Source organism: Psychrobacter sp. CCUG 69069, assembly GCF_021023115.1.
Lineage (GTDB): Bacteria > Pseudomonadota > Gammaproteobacteria > Pseudomonadales > Moraxellaceae > Psychrobacter > Psychrobacter namhaensis.
In genome coordinates this window covers 15,388-41,132 of record NZ_QQAI01000018.1, presented here as the reverse complement: position 1 = coordinate 41,132, position 25,745 = coordinate 15,388, and the positions used below count along the sequence as shown (strand labels likewise).

The 25,745-nt window shown below is 46.8% G+C and carries 23 protein-coding genes; 16 read left to right on the top strand and 7 right to left on the bottom strand.

Going from position 1 to position 25,745, the window contains the following annotated elements:
* Positions 1-64: 64 nt before the first annotated feature.
* Entirely contained in the window at positions 65-637 is a 573-nt protein-coding gene (gene efp / locus DVY93_RS10730; protein WP_193005443.1) for an elongation factor P, read from the bottom strand.
* A 157-nt stretch (positions 638-794) separates the two neighbouring features.
* Between efp and epmB the strand changes: the two genes are divergently transcribed.
* The 9 genes from epmB to DVY93_RS10685 all read left to right on the top strand — a co-directional run bounded on the left by epmB (position 795) and on the right by DVY93_RS10685 (position 12,127).
* Positions 795-1,802, top strand: a complete 1,008-nt coding sequence (gene epmB, locus DVY93_RS10725; protein WP_230710722.1) for an EF-P beta-lysylation protein EpmB — start codon at positions 795-797, stop codon at positions 1,800-1,802.
* Positions 1,803-1,995: 193 nt separating this feature from the next.
* A complete protein-coding gene (locus tag DVY93_RS10720) occupies positions 1,996-3,822 on the top strand; it encodes a hypothetical protein (RefSeq protein WP_230710720.1) in 1,827 nt (608 codons plus the stop codon).
* 320 nt (positions 3,823-4,142) lie between these two features.
* The gene (locus DVY93_RS10715) at positions 4,143-6,230 is read left to right on the top strand and encodes an EAL domain-containing protein (RefSeq protein WP_230710719.1); all 2,088 of its coding nucleotides are present in this window, start codon (positions 4,143-4,145) and stop codon (positions 6,228-6,230) included.
* A 223-nt stretch (positions 6,231-6,453) separates the two neighbouring features.
* On the top strand, positions 6,454-6,912 hold the full coding sequence (locus DVY93_RS10710; protein WP_230710717.1) for a c-type cytochrome: 459 nt from the start codon (positions 6,454-6,456) through the stop codon (positions 6,910-6,912).
* Between the two features lie 51 nt (positions 6,913-6,963).
* Positions 6,964-7,923: an AAA family ATPase gene (locus DVY93_RS10705; protein ID WP_230710738.1), complete on the top strand. Its 960-nt coding sequence runs from the start codon at positions 6,964-6,966 to the stop codon at positions 7,921-7,923.
* 86 nt (positions 7,924-8,009) lie between these two features.
* Positions 8,010-9,047 (top strand): DUF58 domain-containing protein, encoded by a 1,038-nt coding sequence (locus DVY93_RS10700; protein WP_230710716.1) that lies wholly within the window; start codon positions 8,010-8,012, stop codon positions 9,045-9,047.
* A gap of 23 nt (positions 9,048-9,070) precedes the next feature.
* The gene (locus DVY93_RS10695) at positions 9,071-11,308 is read left to right on the top strand and encodes a transglutaminase family protein (protein ID WP_230710714.1); all 2,238 of its coding nucleotides are present in this window, start codon (positions 9,071-9,073) and stop codon (positions 11,306-11,308) included.
* A gap of 90 nt (positions 11,309-11,398) precedes the next feature.
* Positions 11,399-11,818 carry a PACE efflux transporter gene (locus tag DVY93_RS10690; RefSeq protein WP_230710712.1) on the top strand — a complete coding sequence of 140 codons (420 nt, stop codon included), beginning with the start codon at positions 11,399-11,401 and terminating at the stop codon, positions 11,816-11,818.
* Positions 11,819-11,863: 45 nt separating this feature from the next.
* Positions 11,864-12,127 (top strand): DUF4031 domain-containing protein, encoded by a 264-nt coding sequence (locus DVY93_RS10685; RefSeq protein ID WP_193005435.1) that lies wholly within the window; start codon positions 11,864-11,866, stop codon positions 12,125-12,127.
* Positions 12,128-12,251: 124 nt separating this feature from the next.
* Here DVY93_RS10685 and DVY93_RS10680 read toward each other — a convergent pair whose 3' ends face one another.
* Complete coding sequence (locus DVY93_RS10680; RefSeq protein WP_193005434.1) at positions 12,252-13,142, bottom strand: LysR family transcriptional regulator; 891 nt, start codon at positions 13,140-13,142, stop codon at positions 12,252-12,254.
* A gap of 249 nt (positions 13,143-13,391) precedes the next feature.
* On the opposite strand from DVY93_RS10680, the gene DVY93_RS10675 reads away from it, so the two are divergent.
* On the top strand, positions 13,392-14,522 hold the full coding sequence (locus tag DVY93_RS10675) for an S-(hydroxymethyl)glutathione dehydrogenase/class III alcohol dehydrogenase (RefSeq protein ID WP_230710710.1): 1,131 nt from the start codon (positions 13,392-13,394) through the stop codon (positions 14,520-14,522).
* Positions 14,523-14,653: 131 nt separating this feature from the next.
* Here DVY93_RS10675 and DVY93_RS10670 read toward each other — a convergent pair whose 3' ends face one another.
* Positions 14,654-15,388 carry a haloacid dehalogenase type II gene (locus tag DVY93_RS10670; RefSeq protein ID WP_230710708.1) on the bottom strand — a complete coding sequence of 245 codons (735 nt, stop codon included), beginning with the start codon at positions 15,386-15,388 and terminating at the stop codon, positions 14,654-14,656.
* A gap of 29 nt (positions 15,389-15,417) precedes the next feature.
* Positions 15,418-16,071: a DsbA family oxidoreductase gene (locus tag DVY93_RS10665; RefSeq protein WP_193005432.1), complete on the bottom strand. Its 654-nt coding sequence runs from the start codon at positions 16,069-16,071 to the stop codon at positions 15,418-15,420.
* 438 nt (positions 16,072-16,509) lie between these two features.
* Between DVY93_RS10665 and DVY93_RS10660 the strand changes: the two genes are divergently transcribed.
* From DVY93_RS10660 to DVY93_RS10635, 6 genes are all read left to right on the top strand, one after another.
* Positions 16,510-17,163, top strand: coding sequence for a 2Fe-2S iron-sulfur cluster-binding protein (locus DVY93_RS10660; RefSeq protein ID WP_230710706.1), 654 nt, complete (start codon positions 16,510-16,512; stop codon positions 17,161-17,163).
* A complete protein-coding gene (locus DVY93_RS10655; protein WP_230710705.1) occupies positions 17,160-18,152 on the top strand; it encodes an FAD binding domain-containing protein in 993 nt (330 codons plus the stop codon). The genes DVY93_RS10660 and DVY93_RS10655 overlap by 4 nt, the downstream gene beginning before the upstream one ends.
* A gap of 2 nt (positions 18,153-18,154) precedes the next feature.
* Positions 18,155-20,575, top strand: coding sequence for a xanthine dehydrogenase family protein molybdopterin-binding subunit (locus tag DVY93_RS10650; protein ID WP_230710703.1), 2,421 nt, complete (start codon positions 18,155-18,157; stop codon positions 20,573-20,575).
* 92 nt (positions 20,576-20,667) lie between these two features.
* Positions 20,668-22,026: an XdhC family protein gene (locus tag DVY93_RS10645; RefSeq protein WP_230710701.1), complete on the top strand. Its 1,359-nt coding sequence runs from the start codon at positions 20,668-20,670 to the stop codon at positions 22,024-22,026.
* Positions 22,023-22,760, top strand: a complete 738-nt coding sequence (locus DVY93_RS10640) for a nucleotidyltransferase family protein (RefSeq protein WP_230710700.1) — start codon at positions 22,023-22,025, stop codon at positions 22,758-22,760. Before DVY93_RS10645 ends, DVY93_RS10640 begins: the two co-directional genes overlap by 4 nt.
* 9 nt (positions 22,761-22,769) lie before the next feature.
* Positions 22,770-23,339 carry a GNAT family N-acetyltransferase gene (locus DVY93_RS10635; RefSeq protein ID WP_230710698.1) on the top strand — a complete coding sequence of 190 codons (570 nt, stop codon included), beginning with the start codon at positions 22,770-22,772 and terminating at the stop codon, positions 23,337-23,339.
* Positions 23,340-23,367: 28 nt separating this feature from the next.
* On the opposite strand, the gene DVY93_RS10630 is transcribed toward DVY93_RS10635, so the two are convergent.
* The 3 genes from DVY93_RS10630 to DVY93_RS10620 form a co-directional block, all read right to left on the bottom strand.
* Entirely contained in the window at positions 23,368-24,039 is a 672-nt protein-coding gene (locus DVY93_RS10630; protein WP_230710697.1) for a class I SAM-dependent methyltransferase, read from the bottom strand.
* Positions 24,040-24,401: 362 nt separating this feature from the next.
* On the bottom strand, positions 24,402-25,016 hold the full coding sequence (locus DVY93_RS10625) for a hypothetical protein (RefSeq protein WP_193005424.1): 615 nt from the start codon (positions 25,014-25,016) through the stop codon (positions 24,402-24,404).
* A 41-nt stretch (positions 25,017-25,057) separates the two neighbouring features.
* The gene (locus DVY93_RS10620; RefSeq protein ID WP_230710696.1) at positions 25,058-25,675 is read right to left on the bottom strand and encodes a hypothetical protein; all 618 of its coding nucleotides are present in this window, start codon (positions 25,673-25,675) and stop codon (positions 25,058-25,060) included.
* Positions 25,676-25,745: the final 70 nt, after the last annotated feature.

Below are 25,745 nucleotides of genomic sequence, written 5' to 3'. Positions count from 1 at the left end.
TTTTTATTGAGAACTAGAGAACAGCCATTTATTGTTTAAAGGCGATGCTATAGTTTACAGGTGATTAGTTGACGCGAGTTTGATAATCACCAGTGCGAGTGTCGACACGTACAATTTCGCCTTGCTGTACAAACAAAGGTACACGTACTACCGCACCGGTTTCTAGCTTAGCAGGCTTACCGCCACCGCCAGAGGTATCACCGCGCACGCCAGGATCCGTTTCCGTGATTTGTAATTCAACAAAATTAGGCGGGGTGACTGATAAAGGCGTGCCGTTGAATAAGGTAATAACGCATAGGGCATTGCTGTTTTCTTTTAGCCATTGCGGCGCATCACCCATCGCGTTTTTGTCCGCTTGGATTTGCTCAAAGCTCTCTGGATGCATAAAATGCCAAAACTCACCATCATTATATAGATAGTTCATTTCAGTATCCATCACGTCAGCAGCCTCTAAGCTGTCGCCTGATTTAAACGTTTGTTCCAATACTTTACCACTACGAAGATTACGCAACTTGACGCGGTTAAAGGCTTGGCCTTTACCAGGTTTGACAAACTCGTTTTCAAGGATGGCGCAAGGATTGCCATCGAGCATAACTTTTAGACCAGCTTTAAATTCATTCGTAGAAAAACTTGCCACAAGAAACTCCTAGGGGTTGTAAATATGATGATAGGTCGTGCTTACTGTACAAAATGCTGTGGTTACGCCAAGTGCTTAGAAGGTAACGGCTATACTTTGATAGGGTACACCGTAAGGGCGTATAATAACGCCTTTTAGGCACAGATAGTAGGCTGTCATGATAAACCATTTAATCACACAAAAAAACTGGCAAACGCAATTATCCGAAGCCATTACCTCCGTTGATGAGCTGCTAAGCATCCTACAGCTCGAATCCCTACGCGCAGAGGTTTATGTGCCTAAGCATTTTGAGCTGCGAGTACCGCGCGATTTTGTGGCAAAAATGACCATTGGTGATCGTAATGATCCTTTATTAAAACAGGTTTTGCCAGACCAACGTGAGCAAATCAAGGTGACGGGCTATGTGGCGGATCCCCTAAGCGAGAACACGCAAAACCCAGTAAAAGGGATGCTTCATAAGTACCAGTCGAGAGTGTTATTGACTATTACGGGCGCTTGTGCGATTCACTGTCGCTACTGCTTTCGTCAGCATTTTGACTACAGTGCCAATATGCCAACGGCGGATGCGAAAGAGAATATCATTAACTACATTACCGCCCATCCTGAGATTAATGAAGTGATTTTAAGTGGCGGCGATCCATTAAATGTAACAAACAGGCGTTTATTTGCCTGGTTAGATACGCTAGAGGCCATTCCGCAACTCACCACAGTTCGGCTACACACTCGTCTGCCTCTGGTCATTCCAGCGCGTTTAGACGAGGCACTATTGGAGCGCCTCTCTCAAAGCCGCTGTCATATTGTGATGGTGATTCACTGTAATCATGCCAATGAAATCGATGTCATGACGGCACAGTACCTACAGCGCGCTCGGGCAGCTGGCGTTACTCTGCTCAATCAAGCAGTTTTATTAAAAGGGGTCAATGACAGCGTTGAGGCTCAAACACAATTGAGCCAGCGTTTGTTTGCCTCTGGGGTGCTGCCTTATTATTTGCACGTCTTAGACAAAGTGGCGGGTGCAGCTCACTTTGATCACGAGGTGCGCTCGGCAGTTGCGCTCTATTGGTCATTGCTGGCGGCACTGCCCGGCTATCTAGTACCTAAGCTGGTAAGAGAGCTGCCCAATAGACCTTTTAAGGTGCCGATTGATATTTACAGTGACACTTAATAAGAGCGCTGTGTTATATTGGAAAATTAGTAAACAAAGAGTGGTTATTAGAAAGTAGGTAGATCAGTTTGGTTGTAAGGCGCGCGGGTTCAACAGTAGTATTCTCTACGAGTAGCCAAACCTTATGTTATGACTAAAATTTGTCTCATTTGTAGGTTAAAATGAGGTCACGCCCTAGTTACTAGGAATACTGATGATCACTTTATCGACGTTGCAAGCGTATCTATCTGCTCCAGAATCCCTATCCCCTTCCACGAATCAGTCGGTCAATGGCCAAGCGCATTATTTGCTCAAGTTGTTGACCACCTTACCTTCACAAACACAAGCGAGACAAGCTGAGCACTTAGAAAAAGTACTCACGATATTACGCGGGACCAATATAGACGAGCAGCAACGTCTTAAACTCACAGCGGCGGTGATCGCAGCCTCAGACCAACTGATTGCCACGCTACGGCAGTACTATATTTACGAAACAGGAGCGCTCAGTGATGCTCAGTTAGCGTATGTGGCTCAGACAAAGTCATTGTACTATCTCACTATTATGGTCTATGACACAGTGATACGCCATAAAACAGCACGGCTAAAATCTCAGCGCAAACCCTCCAAAAACAAAGGCTGGCAGCGCTACTTTAAGACCGATAAGCCGGCATCAATGACGCTTGCTGTTGCTATTTACCAAACACTGCTAATGTACCAAAAACTACTGGGTGAAGATGCGATTTGCTATCAAGCCGCCTCACCTTACTTATGGTCAAAAATCAATCAGCTGTACCATCTTGCTTATCAGTACCATCTAGCTGACATTGATGTGAGAGCAACTGGGATCATAGTCACCCACGCTGCTAACACGATACATCAGTTATACTGCCAAATTTGTTTGCACAGCTTGTTAAATATGTGTGCCATGCGTCGTCCGCATATCCTACTCGCACAACGTTTGTTACCTGACTGGGCCAAGCACCTCGTCGCAACGATAGAGCCAAAAACTGAGACACGGGTATTTGTAGACTTGCAAGGTAATCATCCGCCCACCTATCTGACCGCCAATTCCGATATCAATCCATACGACGATTGCTGCCACTGTTTATTTATAGACTTGGTACCGATGGTTGAGTATTTTGAATCCCGTATAAAGGCCTTATGTAGTGAGAACAGCGAAGGGGTTGAGTGTTATTTGTTAAATAAAATATCGATGATGATCGCTTATCGATATTTACAGCGACCATTCACGCAAGCGGCTAAGACTCAGGCCAAACGAGCGGCTACTTTGGTTACAGGCTTTAACAACATTCATTACCGTGTGAGTTGTTCGCCCAGCTTTGCAAGCTTGATTGCTACGGAGCAGCTGCCGGAAGAACAGCGCCCTCGTTACGATACCGTTAGTCAGAAACAAGCCAGTATTGACGTAGTCATCAGCGAAGCTGTTGATGGTCACGGTGATAACTCCGTGTTTCGTACCCTACAATTATCAGAAACATCAGACAGGGGATTGGCTGTTAAAAAAGGGGTATTACAGACAATATCAAGTTGTGCTGATGTCGTAGTGGGTGACACAGGTGTGCTGAATAAAGAGCCGCGCCGCAACGAAAAGGTTAATGCTGTGGTGGTTGATAATGATGGGGCTACGACGGCACCGCCACCACTATACATGATGAGTCTGTTTTTAGTTTGCCGATCTGACCCGATCACACCAACTGATTGGACACTGGGGGTCGTGCGCTGGTTGAATCTTGATACTAAGCGTCCAATGATTGAGTGGCAAGTGCTGGGACATAAGCTCGTGGCTTGTGGAGTGCGTTTAGAAGGTAGAAAAACGCGTGGTCGTCATTTTGTCCCAGCGTTTATTGTTGGTAGCAACGAGCAGCTACAAACCACGGGTACCCTGATAGTGCCGACCTCCTACTTTCAGACGGATGATAGAGTCATCATGCGCGTTAACACGAAACAAACCCCGCTGCGTCTGGGGCACAGGTTGTTTGTCACGGACGAATTTAGCCAGTATGAGGTGGTCAGGCTATAGACTGTTTATGGTTTTATTAAAAACAGCCACGTAGTGATATAAAGAAGTGACTCCTTAGATTTTCTTTTATATTCTCCCACTAGATAATGATGATAAGTTAACCTGCAACCCGTTGGATTATTGTCTATAATGACTGGTAGTATTACGCCAGTCTATGTGTTGCCTTTGGCTGACCAGCATGGCATCCTAATCTCAACAAGCATGCCCCCATGATAAAAGTCGCTTAGCCTAATTCCCATAGTGCTTGCTTGATTTTTGCCAAAGGTATCCGGTTTCAACAGTCAGACATAAAAAAGATCACAAGATTCAAAAGGCTTCTTATGCGCACTCAGTCCGTCTTAAATCTATTAGTCATCGATGACGATCAGCTCTACGCTGAGCGCCTTGTGCACTTGTTAGATGGTTATTATGACACCATAAACTTGGGATTTTTGGACGATAAAGAGGAGCTGTTAAAGCTGCTGCGGCAACCTTGGGATGTACTGGTATTTGGCAACGCTTATGATATGAGCTTTACGGATGTCGTGGGCATCGTACAAGAGCAAGGTGTTGATCTGCCGATGATTTGCCTGATGAATGAAGAGATGGCAGTGAGTGCTAATGATGACGAAGGGTTCCCTGATATTATTAGCGGTACGATGGTCAAGGCTCTTAAAGTAGAGCAAGAAATGGCCGTGGTGATGTCTATTTGTTTGCAGCACGACAACTTACGTAGTCGCCGCGAGCTCAAAATGTTACGGCGTGTACTCTCTGAAGCAGAGCAGCGTGCGAATGTCTTGATTAAAAACTCTAAAAGTGCGGTTGCCTACATAGACCAAGGTATCCATATCTTTGCCAATGACCCTTATCTGCAGCTTTTTGGTTTTGAGTCGATGAATGATGTCATCGGCGTGCCTATTATTGATCTGATTGCTGGTGGCGACAACGTTAAGGGTTTCAAAAAATTCTTACGTCAATTCGATAAAGGCAGCCGTCAAGAAGTCGAGTTTGAGTTTGAAAGCGTGCGGACGGACGGTAGTACCTTCGAGGCGAAATTACAGCTGGCCGCTGCGACCTTAGATGGCGAGCCGGTGACTCAGGTCATTATTCAACAGAATAACACTAACAGTGCTGAGGTTGCTAAGCGGTTGGCAGAGGCTGAGCGTAAAGACAGCTTGACTGGCATTGACAATCGCCGCGGCTTTGAAGAGGAGATGGCAAGAGTACACCAGCAAGCGCGGCAAGGTCTGCTGACGGCGGCACTATTATATATACAGCTCGATAATATCGGTAAGATTAGCAGTAGCTTGGGTTTGCAAGGAATAGATGCGACCGTGAAGCAGGTCGCCTACACGTTAGACGACTTGATAACAGACGGACATGTGAGCCGTTTTAGCGACACTGGCTTTACTGTATTGGTAGAAGATAAGACAGCCGCTGAGCTTAAAAAACTGGCTGAGGTTATTGGTTCGCGTATCCGCGACATGCTTATCGAAGTGGATAAGCGTACGATCAGTACCACTGTTAGTATTGGTATTGTCAAAATTGAACAAAATACAGCAGAGCCTAGTGTGGTGCTCGAGCGTGCTATGGATGCTATTCATCAGGTCATGGTGGAAACCTCTAATCATGGCGGCACTTATCATATGTACGACCCAAGCGAACATGCCAATAGTGATGATCACGCGCTTGCTGAGTCTTTGATTGATGCCATTGCCAATAATCGCTTTGAGCTTTCATTTCAACCAATATATGACATTAATAATGATCGTAGTGATTTCTTTGAAGTGTATCTGAAATTGCCGCTGGCAGATGCTGACAACACAGTCTTGACCCCTGATCAGTTTATGGGCGTTGCCAAGACCCATAACTTGCTCGAAAAGATAGATCGCTGGGTGTTGATTAATGCGTGTAAAAAAGTCAATGAGGTACGTAAGAACCATCCTGAAGCCCGTCTGTTGGTGCAATTGACCAGCGCCTCATTAATCGATAAAAAGCTTCCCAATATAGTCAGTCAGCTGATAAAAGCAGTGGGCGGTGCCGCTGGGACGCTAACCCTTCAGTTTAACGAAAAAGCTATCTCGGATCATTTAACTGTCGCGAAAACGCAGTTTTCCGCACTGAGTCAAGTTGGCTGTCAGATGGGTGTTAATAACTTTGGTTCTTCGGCCAAATCTATAGAAATCGCCAGCTTTGTACAGCCAGACATGGTGCGTTTGGCCCGCAGTTATACAGAAGGTCTTGAGTCAGCGGATAATTTGGAAGCGGTTAAGTCCCTTATCGTGCGTACCAACGACATCAATGTCGATGTGTTGATGCCTTATATTGAAGATGCCGCGACCATGTCCATTTCATGGAGCGTGGGCGCGCGTTATCTGCAAGGGTATTACTTAGAAGAGCCTAGCAGCACCATAAAGGTTGTAAATTAAACTAAATATTGCCTAATAGTTTGGTGATCAGGTACAGCCAACCATTATTACTGCTATCGTTTAAGCGTTATTTGTTGGTGTAAACACTGATAAATAACGCTGTATTTTTATAAAAAGTTATTGATAAGTGACAAATGATTTTGCTTTTTGCGTGCTTGCTCATGGCATCATGATTTATGTCGCTCACTCATGACTGACACTCCTCAACCAAAGATTGCCAAAAATGTTTAAGATCAGTAATTGTCAAGTAAGCGCTCTTTTTGCCGCTGTTTTATTACTCACTGCTTGTGAGCGTGTGCCCCCTGATCACCGTGCTCCTGTGACATTGCCTCTATATACTGAGGGTGATGTTGATAATGGCGCGATCATCTATCAAGACGCCTGTGGACAGTGTCATCAGCTCAATGCGGGTCTCAATAAAAAAGGGCCACAGCTGATGAACATATACGGAGCGCCAGCCGCTGACTTAGAGGATTTTACCTATAGTCAAAGTTTAGAACAATCAGGTTGGGTCTGGGACGCAAAAACCCTTGATCCTTACATTGCCGATGCCCAAAAAGTCATGCCAGACTCAAAAATGCTGTCAAACCCTATGCCTGATGCCAAAGAGCGTGCCGATGTGATCGCTTATCTGTCCTCGCTTCGTGCTGCGCCGCCGATCGTAGGAGACAGTACAAAGTAACCTTTAATTGATCCTCCTGATTCCCATAAATAAATGAGCCAGTAATTGACTATGACCCATGCAGCGACCGACTACCACCACAATCAGCAAAAAATCGCACAGCTAATGGCACAGTTAAATCAAATTGTGCTAGATAAGCCGCAGGCGGTTAAGTTGGCGCTCAGTGGCATACTGGCAGGGGGGCATCTGTTGCTGCAAGATTTGCCAGGGATGGGTAAGACGACTTTAGCGCAAGGATTGGCACAGCTGCTGGGCTTGAGTTTTAGCCGAGTGCAGTTCACCAATGATATGTTGCCTGCAGACATCTTAGGCATGAGTATCTATGACCAAAGTAAACTGAAATTTGAGTTTCGTCCTGGGCCTATTTTTACGCAGCTGCTGCTTGCCGATGAGATTAACCGCTCTAGTCCAAAGACGCAAAGTGCATTGCTAGAAGCCATGGAGGAGCGACAAGTGACGCAAGACGGACAAACCTATCGTTTGCCGCAGCCATTCTTTGTGATAGCGACGCAAAACCCGTTGCAGCAAGCGGGTGTCTATCCGCTCCCTGAATCGCAACTTGATCGTTTTTTACTGTGCCTATCATTAGGTTATCCGTCACCTGCGGCGGAGCGCGAACTGTTAAAAGGCCAAGATCGCCGTGAACTGTTAAAAGAGTTGGACACTGTGCTTGATACAGAGGCTGTTTTGTTAGCCCAGCAAGGGGTCAAGCAAGTGTACGTTGCGGATGTGGTATTGGACTATCTACAAAGGCTGGTCGCCAAAACGCGCACCAGCCAAGAGTATCATGGCTTATCACCGCGCGGTGTGTTGTCCCTGCAGCGTGCCGCCCAGGCATATGCCTATGTATCGGGGCATATGGAGATGACGCCTGAAGACATTCAAGCGGTATTCGCGGCGGTCACTGACCATCGTTTGGGACAGCGTTTTGTCCCTGCGCATGTAACGGGTGGACAAGCACCGCAGACCATTGCGCAACGTATCTTGGCAGAAGTGCCTGTTGTTGTTTAAAAGCTTGTTATCTAAAAGCTTGTTGTCTAAAAACTGTCGCCACATATCATAATTATCGTCAATTCTAGGGTAAGGGTAGGGTCGTCATGAACTTTTTACCAAAAGCCTTAACCGTCCCCATTTCCTCAGCATTAAGTCGTTGGTTTGCCTCGCGTGCGCCCAAAAAGGACAGTGCGACGCTCAATTTGCGTAATGTCTATATATTTTTTAGCCGTGAAGGTATGCTGTTTGCGGTGTTATTGGTCATCACCTTTATTGCAGGTATCAATTATGGCAATAATTTGGTGCTGGGTTTGTGTTTTTATCTTGTCAGTGTTTGGCTCATCAGCTTTCATGTGACCTTTGCGCATATCTCAGGCGTGCAAGTACGCTTGTTAGAAGTAACGATGGCTGAAGCAGGTGCGTCTATCTGGGTCACTTTGCAAATACGTAGCGATAGCCGGCAGCCTAGACGACAGTTGTTGTTCAGTTTCGAGCAGTCCCATCATAAGACTGATAAAAGGGTTAAGAAAAAGACTAAGAATAATGAGGATAGTCAGCATTCTGTCTTGGTGACACAGCTACAAGGTGAGCAAGTGATTCGTTTGTCTGTGCCGACTCATAGTCGGGGGCAGCTTGAATTACCACGGTTAACCATAAAAACGGTTTATCCTTTAGGTATCATGCGTGCGTGGTCCTATGTGTATTTTGCGCGTACCGCTTGGGTCTACCCAAAGCCAGAAGCCTTTGATTGGCAAACGCCGCACACCGTGGCACACTTAGAGGATTTGCCAACTGGCGGACAGTATCGGCAAGGGCAAGATGATTTTGAGCGTCTAGACAATTATGTCGAAGGGGAGTCGTTGGCTCGTGTTTCCTGGGGGCATGTGGCGCGCGGTCAGGGCATGTTCACCAAGCATTTTGCTGATCCTATCGGTCATGAGCAAACCTTAGATTATGTTGATATGCCCGCAGCGCACCATGAGCAAAAACTGTCACAACTGGCCTATGGCGTGATAACACTAGGACAGCTAGGCGTCCCATTTACAGTGCGTTTACCGAATGACGGACCCTCTGCTGTACCGATGGGTGAAGGCGACGGCTTTGCGCAAGCTTGTTTGCTACGATTGGCGAAAGTACCATGACGGACTCTCAACGTTTCATAAATATGCCTGCTACAAACGCATCTAGAGAAGTCTTGGCTGTCAGCACGGCGGGTTTTGAGCGTTTGGCACTGGGTCAAAGCCCTGTTGAGCGAAGCAACCTTGCTAGCGAAGACAAATGGTATCGCAAACTATTGGCGTTGCCTGCCTATTATTGGGTGCTAATTACTCAAGTTGTGGTTGTTCTACCTCATGCTGCTCACTTGCCATTATGGCTAATGGGGTTTGCGATCGTCAGTATCATTGCTCAAATGCCACAGGCGAAGGCACGGTTTAGAGAAATACACCACTTAAAACGTGTGTATCAAGGCATGCAAATGCTTGGATTTTTATTGGGCTTGGTAGGCTTGTGGCTGACCTACAACACGTCATTTGGGCTGGACATGGGTGTGGCGTTTTTGGTGCTATGTCTTATCAGTAAGCTTTGGGAGCTCTATAAGCGCCGTGATGCCTATGTCATATTGAATTTATCGCTGTTTGTGCTTGCTGCGCTGTTTTTGATGGATCAAGGTCTGGTGACCACGCTAGAAGTGGTAGTCGGTGTGGTGATTGTGTTGCTAGCATTCATTGCGCTAAACGACGACGGCAATACTCGCGGCGAGGGTCGCTTGCGTACTTTAGGCGTACTGGGTATCGGGGCAATGCCATTGTTGGTCGTGCTGTTTTTGTTCTTCCCGCGCTTGCCACCGCTATGGTCAGTACAATTATCAGGACAGCAAGCGACCACGGGTGTGTCCGATAGCATGTCGCCTGGTGACTTTGCCAGCTTAGGTCAATCAACGGAGCTGGCGTTTCGCGTAGCGTTTGCAGATGACCGTCCACCGCAGCAGCAGCTTTATTGGCGAGGGTTGGTCTTTAGTGATTTCGATGGCGTCACATGGCGCCCAAGCTCGCAGCCACGACAGTGGCAACCTTCACGGCCAGCGCCTACTTGGATTGAGAGTGCATTGACGACCGTCCCTGACGAGGTAAAAGCCGCCCCTACCAGTTACAAGGTTATTTTAGAGCCCACGCAACAAAGCTGGCTATTTGGACTCGACTATCCTTTTACTCAGAGGCAGGACGTCAGTATCACCTCAAACTTTACCTTGCTCAAAGATCAACCCGTCACCCAGCAACTTCGCTATGATGTCTTACAGTTTGCGCCAATGCGTATCGATCCCATTCTAGATAGCGAGTCGCGGCAGCTAAATCTTGCACTACCAGCCGATGGTAATCCACAAGCAAGAGCACTGGCTAAGCAGCTTTTTGCCCAGTCAGGGTCAGATCCAGTTCGCTATATGAGTGCTATTGAGCGCTGGATTCATCAAACGGATTTTCGCTACACGCTATCACCGCCCCGACTAAATACCAACCGTATCGATGAGTTTTTGTTTGAGACCAAAGCGGGGTTTTGTGAGCATTATTCTTCCAGCTTTACCTTTATGTTGCGGGCAGCGGGTGTCCCAGCACGAGTAGTCGCGGGCTATCAAGGTGGTGAGCTGAGCCGCGGCGGCAATGTCTGGGAAGTGCGACAGAAGGATGCGCATGCTTGGACGGAGGTCTGGCTTGAGGGGCAGGGCTGGACGCGGGTAGACCCGACAGCTTTCGTTGCGCCTGAGCGCGTGGAGCAGGGTATGGATGCGGTGACTCAGTCACAAGGAGCCGCCATGTTTGGGGATGGCGCTGGGGCCCAAATCAGCTATCAGCAGTATCAAATGCTCCAATCCTTGCGGCGTTTATCGGATCAGGCCAGCTATTATTGGCAAAAAGACGTGGTCGGCTATGATCAGGATAGGCAGGCAGATTCGTTGTTAAAGTGGTTCAATATCCGCTCAATCATGCAGCAAGTTATCTGGTTGGCTGCTAGCGCAATTATCGTCATGGTGGTTTTGATATTCATCATTTGGCAACGTCGACGCAAACGTTGGCATCCAGCAGACCAGCCGCTCGTGCAGCTCTCTAAACGTCTGAGTAAGCGTGATACTTTGCTGGCGCGAGAGGATAACGAAGGGCAATTGGCGTGGCTTGAGCGATTGATAGCAACGATTGATAACCGCGACAGTCATGCGAATACTAAAAATGATGCCGTTAATAAGTCAGAAAAACGGGCTAATCCACAAGACAGGCAAGCAAAAATTGCGCGCATTCAACAAGACTATCGACAGTTACGCTATGGGCGTCTAAGCCTGCTTGAAATCAGTCACAGTGAGTACCAAAAAGCGCTAAAGCAGCTAAAGAAAAATGTACGCGACTTACGCTAAGCGCTTTGTTTTACGTTAGATCATAAACAGCTGCTGGTGATGACTGTATGTAATCAATAATGTGAGCCAATAAACCCATTAGGAAGTTTTATGCGTACCACTAAAGACCGAATTCGACATGCCTTAGGGTTCGAAATTATAGGTCTGCTGATCTTTGCACCATTAGCAAGCTTGGTGTTTGGGTTTGAGTTACATCTAATGGGAATGATGGCCTTGGTGGGTTCTATCGTGGCTACCATTTGGAATTATTTTTATAACATTTTGTTTGACCGCGCCATGCTCAAACTATGTGGTACGCTACAGAAGACGGTTCTAATTAGAGTGCTGCATGCGATACTGTTTGAAGGTGGGCTACTACTGTTATTTTTACCCGTCATCGCTTGGTATTTAAATATTAGCCTCTGGGAGGCATTTAAGATGGATATCGCAATGGCAACCTTTTACCTAGTCTATGCCTTCGTCTATAACTGGGTTTATGACCAGATATTTGCTATCCCGAAACACAGTTGAAGGGTGTTTTTGACGTTAAATAAGATGTATATGAGGGGCTGTGTTATGGCGATATATGTGGATTTTGTCCGTATAGAGTTTAGGGGGTTTAAGTGGTGTCATATGCTGGCCGATACGTTACAAGAACTGCATGACTTTGCGGCATGGATTGACGTCGATAAGCGTTTGTTTCATCGCAATGCCAGTTATCCACATTATGATATTACGGTACAAATGCGCGAAATAGCGATTGCGCACGGTGCTATCCCAGCCGATAGACACAAGATCATCGAGTGTGCCAAGAAGCTAAAGGTAGAATTAAAGGGTTAAACAGGGCTATCCGAGCTTTCTGAGGGCAGCTATTCTGCGAGACATCGGTAATACGGCTTCGCTTAAATTGGCAATCAGCTTTAACGATTGTCTAATTATTGTCTAAAGATTTTCCTAAAAATGTCTAATCTAAATGTTCTGCTAAATAGTCAACGAGTACTCTAATCTTTGGCGATAGATGACGGTTGTGCGGATAAACGGCCCAAATACTTTCCTCGGGCTCCCTATAGCGATCCAACACACTCACCAGCTCGCCGGATGCGATATACTTTTGCACATAGTAATCAGGTAGTTGCACAATCCCCAAACCTTTTAGCGCCGCATCAACCAGACTATGACCGCTGTTATATTGCACGGTTCCAGTCACCCGTAGGTTCCTTTCTTTATCTGTTTTTTGACTTGTGCCTTTAGCTGTGTCGATAAAATGCCAATAGTCACGAGTACCCAACAAACAGTTATGCTGACTCAGTGCGCTTAGCGTATGCGGAGTACCATGTTTTTCAAGGTAAGCAGGCGCTGCGCAGACAAAGTTGGTGCGATGACTGAGCTTTTTGGCCATCAGGGTCGAATCGCTTAATCTGCCGATGCGAACCGCTAAGTCGTAGCCGCCCTCAACCAAATCAATCTTTTGATTGCTTAAAAAAGCCGTCACTTCGATATCGTGATATTGCCTCATGAAGTCATTTATCAGCGGCAGTAATTGCTGCTCACCATACGTCACAGGCGCGGTCAGTTTAATCCGACCTTGAGGTTTTGATTGTAAGTGACCGACGGCTTGCTCGGCCGCGTCTAAGCCATCGAGCACCCCGCGGCAGTGTTGATAAAACACGCGGCCTTCTTCTGTGAGTGAGACTTTGCGCGTTGTCCGATATAGCAGTTTAATATTGAGTCGCTTCTCTAACGCACTTATCTGCCGACTGACTTGCGCCGTAGACACCCCCAACTCTTTTGCCGCGCGGGTAAAGCTTTCGTACTCCGCGACATAAACGAACTCGCTAATACCATCCCAGCGCATGATTATTACCATTATGTAAAAGATATTTGCAAATATAGCATATTGTTATCCTCACAGAAAAAACTATAATGGTCACTATTAAAGCAAAGCACAAAACGCTACTGCCTGGCAGCTTGCCTACACTTGCCTGTGCTTGGTAAGCAAGATAAGCTAGCATTATTATCAATTGAGCCAGTCGCTTTGTAGCCCTTTTAAAGTGACACGACTATATCCCATAAAAACAATCCATTAAAAAAAGAGAGCATTGATATGTCAGATAAATTTATTAAATCCAAAGCCGCTATTGCATGGGGCCCAAAGCAACCACTATCGATCGAAGAAGTGGATGTCATGCTGCCCAAAAAAGGCGAAGTATTGGTAAAAATCGTAGCCAGTGGCGTTTGTCACACGGATGCCTTTACCTTATCTGGCGAAGATCCAGAAGGCGTATTCCCAGCGATCTTGGGTCATGAAGGCGGCGGTATCGTTGAGCAAATCGGCGAAGGCGTGACCAGCGTTGAAGTCGGTGATCATGTCATTCCTTTGTACACAGCTGAATGCGGCGTCTGCAAAATGTGCCGCTCAGGTAAAACCAACCTGTGCTCTGCGGTACGTGAGACGCAAGGTAAAGGACTCATGCCAGATGGCACCACGCGTTTTTATAAAGACGGTGAGCCAATCTATCACTACATGGGTTGCTCAACTTTCTCAGAGTACACCGTTTTACCAGAGATTTCTTTGGCCAAAGTCAACAAAGAAGCGCCGTTAGAAGAAGTGTGCTTGCTAGGGTGCGGGGTCACCACAGGCATGGGCGCGGTCATGAATACAGCGAAAGTTGAAGAGGGCGCAACGGTTGCCATCTTCGGACTAGGCGGTATTGGACTATCAGCAGTGATTGGTTCTGCGATGGCAAAAGCGCGCCGTATTATTGCGATTGACATTAACGAAAGCAAATTTGAGCTGGCCAGAAAACTGGGCGCCACTGATTGCATCAATCCGAAAGATTATGACAAGCCGATTCAAGAAGTCATCGTGGATCTAACCGATGGCGGTGTTGATTATTCATTTGAATGTATCGGTAACGTCGATGTCATGCGCTCAGCGCTTGAGTGCTGTCATAAAGGCTGGGGCGAGTCGATCATCATCGGGGTCGCAGGTGCGGGGCAAGAAATCTCTACTCGTCCATTCCAGCTGGTCACAGGTCGCGTCTGGAAAGGTTCAGCATTTGGCGGTGTCAAAGGTCGCACCGAATTACCGGGCTATGTTGAGCGCTATTTAGCGGGTGAAATTCCACTTCAAGATTTTATTACCCACACCATGCCATTAGAAGACATCAACGAAGCGTTTGAACTCATGCACAAAGGTGAGAGTATTCGCTCTGTGGTTCATTTTACAGAGTAAGCGCTCACTACAGCATCAACGCCATAAAATAAAAATGCTACGCCTATCATTGGGGTAGCATTTTTTTGTTTTAAGAGAACGTTGTTGTGTTGTTGTGAGAGTACAGCGGCGCGTTTTACAGACCTTTTTAGTCAGTCTCTAACGCTGGCTGATGCTGAACCTTGCTTTTTAGCAATGATCTCATCGGCAAGTGCGGTCAAAGTTGCTGCCGTAAAGTCAGGCACTGGCACATTGGTTGCCGGAAGCATGGCATTATGCGGCCGCGTCAGAAAAGCGGCAGAGCAGCCAGCCGCTTGTGCGCCGATGGTGTCCCATAGATGACAGGCCACAAGACACAAATCGGACATTTCAGCAGACAACGCTTTGGCGACCAGTTGGTACGTGTCAGCTGCAGGTTTAAACTTACCGACCGTCTCAACGCTAAAAGACTGCTCGAAAAACTCACTCAGTCCCGCTTTTTCCAGAGGCGTTGGGGAGGGACTGCTTGCTGAGTTGGTCAACGTCACCAAGCGAAACCCCGCATCACGCAAGCGAGTCAGTGCTGGTATTACGTCGGGATGAGCGGGCATACTGCTCATGCGCTCTTTTAGCTCAGCAATGTCGTCCTCTGTCAGCATCGTCTGATGAATGTCAGCCGTCATGCGTAATGCGCCGACGCCAAGCTCACCAAAAGGGGTATAAAAACCGGATAGGGTCATGGTTTGTGAATAAAGCACCATCTGCGCAAACCATTCTCTAAGAACAGTCTGAGTACCAAAGACACGTGTAAATAAAGGCGCAAGCGTATTGATATCAAGTAGCGTTTCATTAACATCGAACACAATAATCGATGGGGCGTGAATAGAGGGAGAGTGGTCAGAGGCCATAAAAAATCCTTTTTATCATAAATGATGTTTTAGTCAGACATGTTGGCCAGCTGCTCTAAAATATTAATGTAATTATCGACCCCTTGCGCCCCGCTGACCAAATGGCGCTCATTAAAAATGATTGCTGGTACGCTTTGAATGCCTTGCTGTTGCCAATGCTGCTCCGCCGCTCGTACTTCCTTAGCAAAAAACTGACCTTCTAACACTGCCAGCGCTTCACTACGATCAAGGCCGTTCTCTGCTGCAATATCGGCAAGCACGTTGATGTCGGAGATATCTCTATTATTGGTAAAATGCGCCGCAAATAACGCTTGTTTCAAATCATGCATGCGTCCTTGCTGATCAGCGAAATGTAGAAGCTGATGCAAATTAAAGGTGTTGTGCATACGCGTGTCGTCAGTGAAGTTGAACTCAAAACCAACCTCTTGACCGGCTTCAGTCATTCTCTCTCGGCTGGCGTCTGATTCTTGCTTGGTTGAACCATACTTCTCAATGATGTGTTCACGCAGATTTTGACCCTCGCTTGGCATATTAGGATTTAATTCAAACGGATGCCAATGAATGGTATGAGCCGTATTGGTTTGCTCAAGTGCTTTTGCCAGTTGACGATAACCAATGACGCACCATGGGCAAACGACATCTGAGACAATGTCTATGCGGAGTGGCTTTTCTGACTGTTTCATAATTCCTCGCAGGTGTTGTTATTTGTTTTTTGTCTAGTACTTCTGTCTAAAGTGATCTCTATTTAAAGTGTTATTAAGCCATCCTAAGAGAATGTGCAGACTATTACAATGCCCTCTAAGTTACGACTTAAGTAGTGCAAATGTAACCAGTAAAGAGACGCTGATAAGCCGCGTCTCCAAAGTTTTTATTTGTGAAAATAGCGATGCTTTAAGCCGCCATTAATAGGCGTACTCACTCATTGAAAGTCTGCCTAATAATAAATCAGCGGACAAAAAGTCTCCTGTTTTAGGGACGTTTTAGATTAAAAACTACACCTTAAGGACTACAAAGTAAAAACAAAACCCCCTTTTTGTTCAGTCATAATAAATGGATCAGCGCATCTGTTGAGGTGCGTTTATCACCATTCTTTTATGTTTATCTGCCAGCGAGAAGCCAGCATGTCTACTTTGACGTTAACCATTAATAAGCAAGATTATCAGCTCGATAATCTCGACACGCGCACGACACTGCTCGATGTCTGTCGTCAGCGCCTACAAATCACTGGACCCAAAAAAGGGTGTGACCACGGCCAATGTGGGGCCTGTACCATTCTCATCAATGGACGACGGGTCAATTCGTGTTTGACACTCGCGGTCATGCATGAGGGCGATGAGATTACGACCATTGAAGGTATTGGTATGCCGGAGTCGTTATCGGAGTTGCAGCAAGCCTTTAAAGATCATGATGCTTTCCAATGTGGTTACTGTACGCCTGGGCAAATTTGTTCAGCGACCGCGTTGATAGAAGAGGTCAAGCAAAACTGGCCAAGCTATGTGACCACTGATCTGCAAAATCCTAATGGGTTGCTGGTGCAAGAAATCGCTGAGCGTATGAGTGGCAATATTTGTCGCTGCTCCGCTTATCCCAATATTATCAAGGCCATCTCACAAGTGCTTGAAAACCAAGTCAACGATCAGTCTACAAGCTCTGAGACTCGCTCAATGCAAGAGTCAGAAGTCACGGGCATTTGGTCACCGCCGCCTAGTGAAGCGCAGCTAAGCAGTTCATCGCAGAATACCGCCCACACGAAGGTAGCAGGAGGCCGCTCATGAAACGCTTTGAATACAGCCGTGCTGACACACCAATACAAGCTGCCACTTCAGCGAGTCCAAAGGAAGCCGCATTTATCGCTGGTGGTACCAATCTGTTAGATTTAATGAAGTATGAGATTGAGACGCCTATCAAGCTGGTGGATGTGACACGCTTAGAACTAGAGCAGATAGAGCCTACTGCTGACGGTGGTTTGCGTATCGGTACGCTGGTGACCAACAGTGATTTGGCGGCCCACCCTGATATTGTGGCCAACTATCCGGTGTTATCAAGAGCGATTTTGGCTGGTGCCACAGGGCAGCTGCGTAATAAAGCGACTACCGGCGGTAACTTCTTACAGCGCACTCGTTGCTATTATTTTTATCAGACAGACAGTCCCTGTAACAAACGGGAACCGGGAACCGGGTGCCCCGCAATCAACGGCGAGAACCGAACTCTGGCTATTTTAGGTACGAGTGAGGCGTGTATCGCCCAGCACCCCTCTGATATGGCTGTCGCCATGCGGTTACTCGATGCGAAGATTGAGACTGTTAAAACAGATGGCAGTACTCGCACCATTCCTATTAAAGATTTTTATTGTCTCCCAAAAGACACCCCGCATATCGAAAACGTCCTGGAGAGCGGCGAGCTCATTACTCATGTGGTACTCCCAGCGCCTATCAAAGGGATACACACTTATGACAAAGTCCGAGACCGCGCGTCTTATGCCTTTGCGCTAGTGTCTTGTGCTGCCGTAATAGACGTGGATGACAGTGGCAAGCTAACCACCATCCGTTTGGCATTTGGCGGCATTGGTACGGAGCCGTGGCGTAATGAAAAGGTTGAGGCACTACTAACGGATACAGATGGCAACACTGATGTTATTAGACAGGCAGCAGATTTGCTATTAAAAGAGGCCAAAGGTAATGGCCAAAATGATTTTAAAATACCACTGACGCGACGTTTATTAAAGCAAGTCATTCAGCGCGCATTAGCCGGCGAAGGAGCATAATCATGTCATTATTGGACTCAGTACTTCCATCAGAACCTACCAAAAAAATGATGATGAATGAGCCTGTTGGCTCCTTGTTTAGCGAGACGGCAAGCAATTTGGTTGGCAAACCCATTAATCGTGTGGACGGCTCCCTAAAGGTCAGTGGTCAAGCGCCTTATTCAGCAGAGATTCATCGAGACAATCAAGTTTATGGCGTTTTGGTGAGTGCCAAGATTGCCAAAGGGCAAGTTGAAAATATCGATAGCAGTGCTTTAGAGGATATTCCTGGCATCATAAAAGTTGTGACGGATCCAAAACAGTTTTTGCGTAACCCCCAGCAGGGCGGCGAAACCAAAGCGCCAACGCAAGGTGTTAGCGAAATTTTTTATCATGGTCAGCCGATCGCCGTGGTCATCGCGGAGACTTTTGAGGCGGCAACAGAGGGGGCGCACGCTCTCAAGGTCAGCTATAAAGACGAGACAGAGCAAGCGGCATTAAACTTTACCAAAGAGTTGCCTAATGCGCATGAGGTCAATGAAAAAAAAGGCTCGGATAAAAACGCCGTAAATGGCGATCCAGAGCAAGGACTGGCAGACTCTGAGGTGACGCTCGATCGCTTCTATCATACCCCAAGCCAGAGCAACTCTCCTATGGAGCCGCATGCGACCTTAGCCTACTGGGAAGAAGACAAGCTCATCATGTATACGTCCAATCAAATGATTGCTTCTTGTAAGCAACAAGTCATGGACGCTTTAGACTTAAATAAAGATCAGGTGCAACTGATATCGTATTATGTTGGTGGCGGCTTTGGCAGTAAACTGGGCATTGCGCCTGAATCGATTGCAGCGGCTATTGCTGCGAAAGAGCTGGACCGTCCTGTACTGATTTGTATGGCTCGCTCGCAAGTCATGGAAGCAACCGTCAGACGTTCAAACACTCGTCAGCGTATCGCGATTGGCTGTGATAAAGACGGTATTATCAACACTATGATTCACGATACTGTTAGCAGCAACTTGCCAGGGGAGGCTTTTTTTGAACCCACTGCCTTATCGACTAAGTATTTATACCGCGGTGAAAATCGCCGAGTAAACTACAAACAAGTTGATGTCAACCAAGTGCTATCAGGCTCTATGCGCGCCCCCGGTGAAGCGGTAGGTATGATTGCGGTTGAGTGTGCGATGGATGAATTGGCCTCACAGTTGAATATCGACCCCATTGAGCTGCGCCGCCGTAACGAGCCTGAAAAAGACCCAACTCAAGATATTCCTTTTTCGACCCGGCAGCTTATTGCCTGTATGGAGCAAGGGGCCAAGCAGTTTGGTTGGGAGAAACGCAATCCTAAGCCCGCCAGTCAGCTAGAGGGCGATTGGTGGATAGGGACGGGGATGGCAGCATCTGCGCGCGGTAACCAATTAAAACCTTCAGAGGCGCGAGCAACCTTACAAGTCGATGAAACAAAAGATCTGGGTGTCAAAGCCGTTATTGAAACGGACATGACTGATATTGGTACCGGCTCTTATACCGTGTTTTCGCAGGTAGCGGCTGAGATATTGGGCCTACCGATAGACCATATCGAGATGAAACTGGGTGATAGTAGTTTTCCTCCTGCTTCAGGCTCGGGCGGTAGTGTGGGCGCTGCCAGTGCAGGTAGTGGGGTTTATCTTGCGTGTGAGCAGCTGCGTGACATGCTGGCAGAAAAAGTCGGTCTTTACCCCGATACCATTCAGCTTGATAAAGGCCAGATTAAACGATCAGGTGAGCACCATCTGAGTAACACAGAAGCGGCTGTTGAGGCGGTTAAAGATAAGACAGAAGGGTTCAAGCAGAAGGTCAATAAAAAAACGGGCATCGCGTTACCAGAGCCTGCCACAAGAGTATACGACTTTAGCAATTTTCAATCCTATGCCTTAGCAGATATCGTCGCTGAATATGATGAGCAAAAGCTCAGTGCTAAAGGACAAATCAAACCGGGCAAAAATGGCAAGAGCCATCGCCAATCGTCTTTTGGTGCCAACTTTGCTGAAGTTGCGGTACACAAAGTCACTGGTGAAATACGTATTAAACGTATGACAGGTGCCTTTGCAGCAGGACGTATTCTCAATCACAAAACAGCGACTTCGCAGTGCTACGGTGGTATGGTGTTTGGGATTGGTTCAGCCTTGATGGAGGAGATCATTCATGACAAGCGTGACGGCCGCATATGTAACCATGATCTTGCTGAATATCATGTCCCAGTTAATGCCGATGTGCCGCAACTAGAAGTGATCTTAGTAGAAGAAGACGATCCTTATACCAACCCAATGCATATTAAAGGCATTGGGGAGACGGCGATTTCGGGTGCTGCCGCTGCTATTGCGAATGCAGTCTACAATGCTGTGGGTGTTCGGGTCTATGACTTTCCTATTACCCTCGACAAGCTGCTTTACGAGATGCCAGAGTGATTTTCGATCCCTGTTATTTTATAAAAACCCGCTTACTTGGCGGGTTTTTATAGCCTAAATATTTGTCACCCATCATTAAAATGAGAGGCGTTATGAACCAAGTAGCTGACATTCTTAAGCTGGCCAGTGAAGCGCAGCAACAAAACGTTGATGCGGTACTGGCGACTGTCGTGCGTACGGACGGGTCAGCGTATCGTCGTGCTGGTGCCATGATGCTTATCTGTGAAGATGGCCGCTCAGTTGGGATGATTAGTGGGGGATGCTTGGAGCCACATATCATTAAGCGTGCTTTTTGGCTCACTTGTCATGGCGCTAATGTACAAGTCTACCAAACGGGCGAGGACATTGAGTACACGGAAAATGGCGACCCAAAAGAAGCTGCTCAGGACAATGAAAAACATAAAAATGAGCATGAAGAGACAGAATTATATGATGGCTTAGGGGATAACAGGGATAGCGAGTTAGACGAGTTGAATTTTGGGCTAGGCTGTAATGGACGGGTTCATGTATTATTCGAGCGGTTGGCGACTGCACAGCCACTGTTGGATACCATCACCCAAGTTCGTCAAACGCAGCAGCCAGTCACAATAGCCACTTTAATTCGTTCTAATGGTAGTCAAGATCAGACTTCTGAGTTAGAAGTTGGCACGCGTATCAATCTAGACGACTATCGTCATTCAGGAAAGATAGCGGCGTTTACGTCTGACAATGCTCTCACTCCAGCGGAGTCTGATACTCCCACCAATCTGAATAATGTGGGGGCAAAACTGCTGGAATGTGAGCTGTTTGATAACAACGCTGAGTATGTTGTCTTAAGCGACGCGGCTGTATCTACCGAGTGGCTAATACAACGACTGCGCCCACAACCCCGCTTGTTGGTTTGCGGTGCTGGCAATGACGTAGTACCACTCGTCACCATGGCAAGGCTGCAAGACTGGCACGTGACGGTAGTAGATAGTCGCATACAATACGCGACGCGCGCGCGTTTTCCGCAAGCAGATAGGGTGATACATCTACCGCTGCCGAGTACGGAACAACTACTTAAACTGAGTCGTAATGCTGCCGTCGCTTTGATGTCGCACAGTCTGAGTCAAGACCGTGCTCGTCTCGCCGTACTGCTAGAGCATCCTGAGCATTATAGATATATGGGACAATTGGGCCCCCGCTATCGCACGGAACGCTTGATTAATGAGATCAGCGCGAGCAAAGCCGATCCGACCACTTTGGCTGAGGGTATTAATAAACTGCATTATCCTATAGGCTATAAGTTAGGTGGAGACGGGCCTGAAGCACTGGCACTTGGCATCATGGCACAGATAAACGCAGTCATGTATCAGCAGACGGCACCCGCAGAGTTTTTAGACACTGACCCTATCAGTGAAAAGGTCGCAAATGCAACCACTGCTAGTAGGGCAGCTACTAGCAGTGATACGGCAACAAGTCTCGCATGATTAGTAACCCTTCTATGCAGATACCTGACAAACAACCAGCATCAAATCACGCTGTTATTGTTTTGGCGAGTGGTCTCAGCCAGCGTCTTGGTCAACCTAAACAGCTCCTCTACAAAGATGGTGAGCCATTAATACGTTATATGACCAAACTGGCAGTGACCACAAATCCGCAAGGAGTCTTTGTCGTCATTCCTGATGACCATCCCGCTATTACTCATGCCATTGCTGACTTGATGCTTCAGCATCCAGCAAGTCAAATATTGGTAAATAAAATACCCCAAACTGGCATGGCACACAGCTTGTCTCTGGGTATTGCGGCGATAATGGACACAAGCTCAGCCATTGATCGAGTATTAATCATGGGTGTCGATCAAATATTGCTCGATGCGCGCCATCTAATGAAGTTGCTGGCAGGTAAAACATCTGTAGTGGCGAGCGGTTATCACAATTGGCCTCATGCAGATGAGGCAGGTGTTAGCGACATACTTAAAAAAGACATCATCGGATTGCCTTTAGTAATTGATAATGAGCTACTAAAAAAATGGCAGCCAGCACTGATAGGAGATAAGGGTTTGCGTCATTTGATTAGAAGCTTGCCGCCCAGTCAAATAAATACAGTGACCAATGCGCAGCTGAGCTATGATATTGATACGCCAGCACAGCTTGCTTATGCGCAGCAAAAAGGCTGGCTAGATAAACAGCCCTACCTGTATCAAAGCAATATCAACCCTTAAGGGAAAACAATGCCTGTGATAGAAACCGATCGCCTTTATCTTAGACAATGGCACACAAGCGACTTTGCGATATTCGCTGAGATGAATGCCGACCCTGAGGTGATGCACTACTTTCCTAAGGTACTACCGACTACTGTGAGCAACACCATTGCCAAAAAGTGTCAGCAGCTTATTAAAGACAAGGGCTGGGGATTTTGGGCGGTCAGCTTAAAAGACGGTACAGAGCCACGTGATGCTTTTATTGGTTTTGTGGGCTTGAATGAAACGCATGCGGATATGGCTTTTGCCCCTGCGGTTGAGATCGCTTGGCGACTCCATAAAGCTTATTGGGGACAAGGCTACGCGACCGAAGCGGCACGCGCGGCGTTATGTTTTGCTTTTACCGAGCTGGCACTTGATGAGGTTGTCTCATTTACCGCCGTCATCAATAAGCGTTCACAATTGATTATGCAGCGTATTGGTATGACCAACACACAGGGCAACTTTTACCACCCTCTGCTTGATGCCAAGCATCCGCTTGCTGCGCATGTGCTATATAAAATAACGCGGCAAGAGTGGCAAGACGCTGCCGCAATGTAAACTTACTCACACGTGCCTTTTACGGTATTTAGTTAGTATGATCCCGCGAAAATGTCAAAATGTGCCCCTTAAACGGTAAATCAAGATACGTGGTATTTTCAGGTTTGACGTGCATGCTGCTAAAACCAAATTCTATCATCTTACTGGTCAGCTTGTTTTTGCGTCCGCGGCCAGGATCTACCACGATGACCTCACAGGTTGGCCGCGCATGACGCGCGATGAATTCGGCCAAGATATCGATATGTTGGTCTTCATAGAGCAAGTCGCTGCCGATAATGATATCAAATTGACCAAGGTGGCTGTTGTCTTCTGCCCAATCTAGGCGCTCAAAACTGATCTCTTTATTATTGTTTAGCGTGGTGTTACGATCGAGAAAGTATTCAACCGTTGGATGATAGTCGGTCGCTGTGATATCAGCATGTCGGTGGTTAAGGAGCAGACTCGATAACGCCATACCGCAGCCCACTTCCAAAATACGTTTGCCTGCAATGTCATAATCAAGCATATGATTGGCCAGCACCAAGCTTGATGGCCATATGACCCCAAACATCGGCCAAGAAGCCGAGCAAATACCCAGCTTTAATGCCTCATCATCAGGGTCACTAAATTGTTGATTGTCACGCAGGGTACAGAGGTGGATATCAGTGTTACCAATTTCAATCGTTTGATAACGCACGCGCACAGTGGTCAGCGAAGTCATAAACTGTCCTAAAAAAGAAGCAAGAGTGCAAGGTCTGGCAAGAGTTGCCACTTTCAAAAAGGTTTGTTTCTAAATAAAGTCATGTAACGTTGAAAATTTAATGCAAGGGAAGGGGTGGGTTTTACACGGTCATAACAGTATGACCTAACATGTGATAAGTTGTTGTTAATTCTCAGGGTATTCTTATTACTGTGAGTCAGTCGCCCACTGTATCGGTTTTAAATAGGATAGACGATAGAGCACAGGATTTTAAAGGAGGGTAAGGAGGGTTATGCGCCTATTTTAAAGTTAGGCGCACTTGCTATGGTGATTGATAAAGGGGGTGAGGTGACATTGAAGCGCGCGTAAAGCCCTCGCTTGGTTTAATTGAGAAATCTTAAGCCAGACGTTTTTAGTGCCCATACCAATTCCACAAAGGCACGACTGTTGGTCAAAGGCTCACCATCGATGATCAATACGTAACCTGAACCGTCAATCCATAAAAATACAAAACTGGTCTCAGGAATGAGCAAATCGACTTGCTGAAAAAACGAAATCGCTTGGCTTTCTACTGCCCAGCCCCGTTGTTTTTGGCGGAGCATAAAGCCTGAAAAATCGGCAGCCGCCACACTTAGCATGTCCGCTTCTTCTTGGCTGTAGCCAATCCGTGCGAGGCAGAACCCTTCATCAGAGCCGATGGCGGCACGGCGCTTACCAGACAGACTGGCTACTACATAAGGCAAAAACTGGTCTAGGGGCAGGTTGGGGGCAGGTAAAAATAAAGACAGCTTTTCAACCCAGCCTTTTTCTATAAAGCTCTGTAGCCATTCGTCAGAATAACGCTCAAGCCAGTTGGCGGCAAGCAGTGTCTGCTCATAGGACAATAAGTCTTGTAAGGACAGCTGTTCATCAGTGGGTTCACTTTGTGAAAATGCCTCAAAAATACCGGCTGGAGTTAGGGTCAAATACGTTTTATCAGCATTTAAGTAAGAGGACATAGCGGCTACCATTGTGATGAAAGTTATAAATAGGCGATAAATTAAGGTTTGACGGTTTGATCAAGGCTTTGTTGACAGTTGTTCCAACGCTCATCGAATTGCCAGTCGCTTTTGCCCAAGCGAAACCATACTAAGGAGAAGGCCAGTCGATCATTACGAGCGATACAGTGAGCAAAGAACTCATTTTCGATATGCTCAATCGTGCCCCAGTCTTTATCATCACGCGCTTGCATCAGCTCGGTGGCGATATCTTTAGAAATTTCTTTGGCATCGTCACTACTGATCCGTAGGCGCTGTTTTTGTTCATTGAGCGAAGGGGATACCAATACACTCCAGCGAGTTGCCAGCATACTGTTGCGCTGGATATACCTTTTTTTAGCAATACAATCGCGAAACCCTTGCTGAACATGAGGAAACAGGCGATCCTTGATACGGGTAAACAGATTGTTTACATCATAAGGAATATCATACCAGCAGCCATAAAAAAAGTCTGCGACAGCCCCTTGCAGTGGCTCTTTTTCTGTTAACAGTAAGGCTGCATTGATACGTTGCTCATGAAAATGACGGTTATTGGGTGCCAAAAACACTTTACGCGAGTACAAGCGAAACACTCGGCGCGCTTCCATCTCATTTTCTTTGATGAGGTCCAAATCAGACATAATAGTGTCCTTTAAGTCACAGTGGCTATGCTATCGCTAATATTATATAGCCACTATTGAGCTGCTGTAG

What these genes read in the sequence shown, in the direction of transcription:
- epmB (WP_230710722.1), top strand. Translation starts at nt 795, where the DNA reads ATGATAAACCATTTAATCACACAAAAAAACTGGCAAACGCAATTATCC.
- DVY93_RS10720 (WP_230710720.1), top strand. Translation starts at nt 1,996, where the DNA reads ATGATCACTTTATCGACGTTGCAAGCGTATCTATCTGCTCCAGAATCC.
- DVY93_RS10715 (WP_230710719.1), top strand. Translation starts at nt 4,143, where the DNA reads ATGCGCACTCAGTCCGTCTTAAATCTATTAGTCATCGATGACGATCAG.
- DVY93_RS10710 (WP_230710717.1), top strand. Translation starts at nt 6,454, where the DNA reads ATGTTTAAGATCAGTAATTGTCAAGTAAGCGCTCTTTTTGCCGCTGTT.
- DVY93_RS10705 (WP_230710738.1), top strand. Translation starts at nt 6,964, where the DNA reads ATGACCCATGCAGCGACCGACTACCACCACAATCAGCAAAAAATCGCA.
- DVY93_RS10700 (WP_230710716.1), top strand. Translation starts at nt 8,010, where the DNA reads ATGAACTTTTTACCAAAAGCCTTAACCGTCCCCATTTCCTCAGCATTA.
- DVY93_RS10695 (WP_230710714.1), top strand. Translation starts at nt 9,071, where the DNA reads ATGCCTGCTACAAACGCATCTAGAGAAGTCTTGGCTGTCAGCACGGCG.
- DVY93_RS10690 (WP_230710712.1), top strand. Translation starts at nt 11,399, where the DNA reads ATGCGTACCACTAAAGACCGAATTCGACATGCCTTAGGGTTCGAAATT.
- DVY93_RS10685 (WP_193005435.1), top strand. Translation starts at nt 11,864, where the DNA reads ATGGCGATATATGTGGATTTTGTCCGTATAGAGTTTAGGGGGTTTAAG.
- DVY93_RS10680 (WP_193005434.1), bottom strand. Translation starts at nt 13,142, where the DNA reads ATGCGCTGGGATGGTATTAGCGAGTTCGTTTATGTCGCGGAGTACGAA.
- DVY93_RS10675 (WP_230710710.1), top strand. Translation starts at nt 13,392, where the DNA reads ATGTCAGATAAATTTATTAAATCCAAAGCCGCTATTGCATGGGGCCCA.
- DVY93_RS10670 (WP_230710708.1), bottom strand. Translation starts at nt 15,388, where the DNA reads ATGGCCTCTGACCACTCTCCCTCTATTCACGCCCCATCGATTATTGTG.
- DVY93_RS10665 (WP_193005432.1), bottom strand. Translation starts at nt 16,071, where the DNA reads ATGAAACAGTCAGAAAAGCCACTCCGCATAGACATTGTCTCAGATGTC.
- DVY93_RS10660 (WP_230710706.1), top strand. Translation starts at nt 16,510, where the DNA reads ATGTCTACTTTGACGTTAACCATTAATAAGCAAGATTATCAGCTCGAT.
- DVY93_RS10655 (WP_230710705.1), top strand. Translation starts at nt 17,160, where the DNA reads ATGAAACGCTTTGAATACAGCCGTGCTGACACACCAATACAAGCTGCC.
- DVY93_RS10650 (WP_230710703.1), top strand. Translation starts at nt 18,155, where the DNA reads ATGTCATTATTGGACTCAGTACTTCCATCAGAACCTACCAAAAAAATG.
- DVY93_RS10645 (WP_230710701.1), top strand. Translation starts at nt 20,668, where the DNA reads ATGAACCAAGTAGCTGACATTCTTAAGCTGGCCAGTGAAGCGCAGCAA.
- DVY93_RS10640 (WP_230710700.1), top strand. Translation starts at nt 22,023, where the DNA reads ATGATTAGTAACCCTTCTATGCAGATACCTGACAAACAACCAGCATCA.
- DVY93_RS10635 (WP_230710698.1), top strand. Translation starts at nt 22,770, where the DNA reads ATGCCTGTGATAGAAACCGATCGCCTTTATCTTAGACAATGGCACACA.
- DVY93_RS10630 (WP_230710697.1), bottom strand. Translation starts at nt 24,039, where the DNA reads ATGACTTCGCTGACCACTGTGCGCGTGCGTTATCAAACGATTGAAATT.
- DVY93_RS10625 (WP_193005424.1), bottom strand. Translation starts at nt 25,016, where the DNA reads ATGTCCTCTTACTTAAATGCTGATAAAACGTATTTGACCCTAACTCCA.
- DVY93_RS10620 (WP_230710696.1), bottom strand. Translation starts at nt 25,675, where the DNA reads ATGTCTGATTTGGACCTCATCAAAGAAAATGAGATGGAAGCGCGCCGA.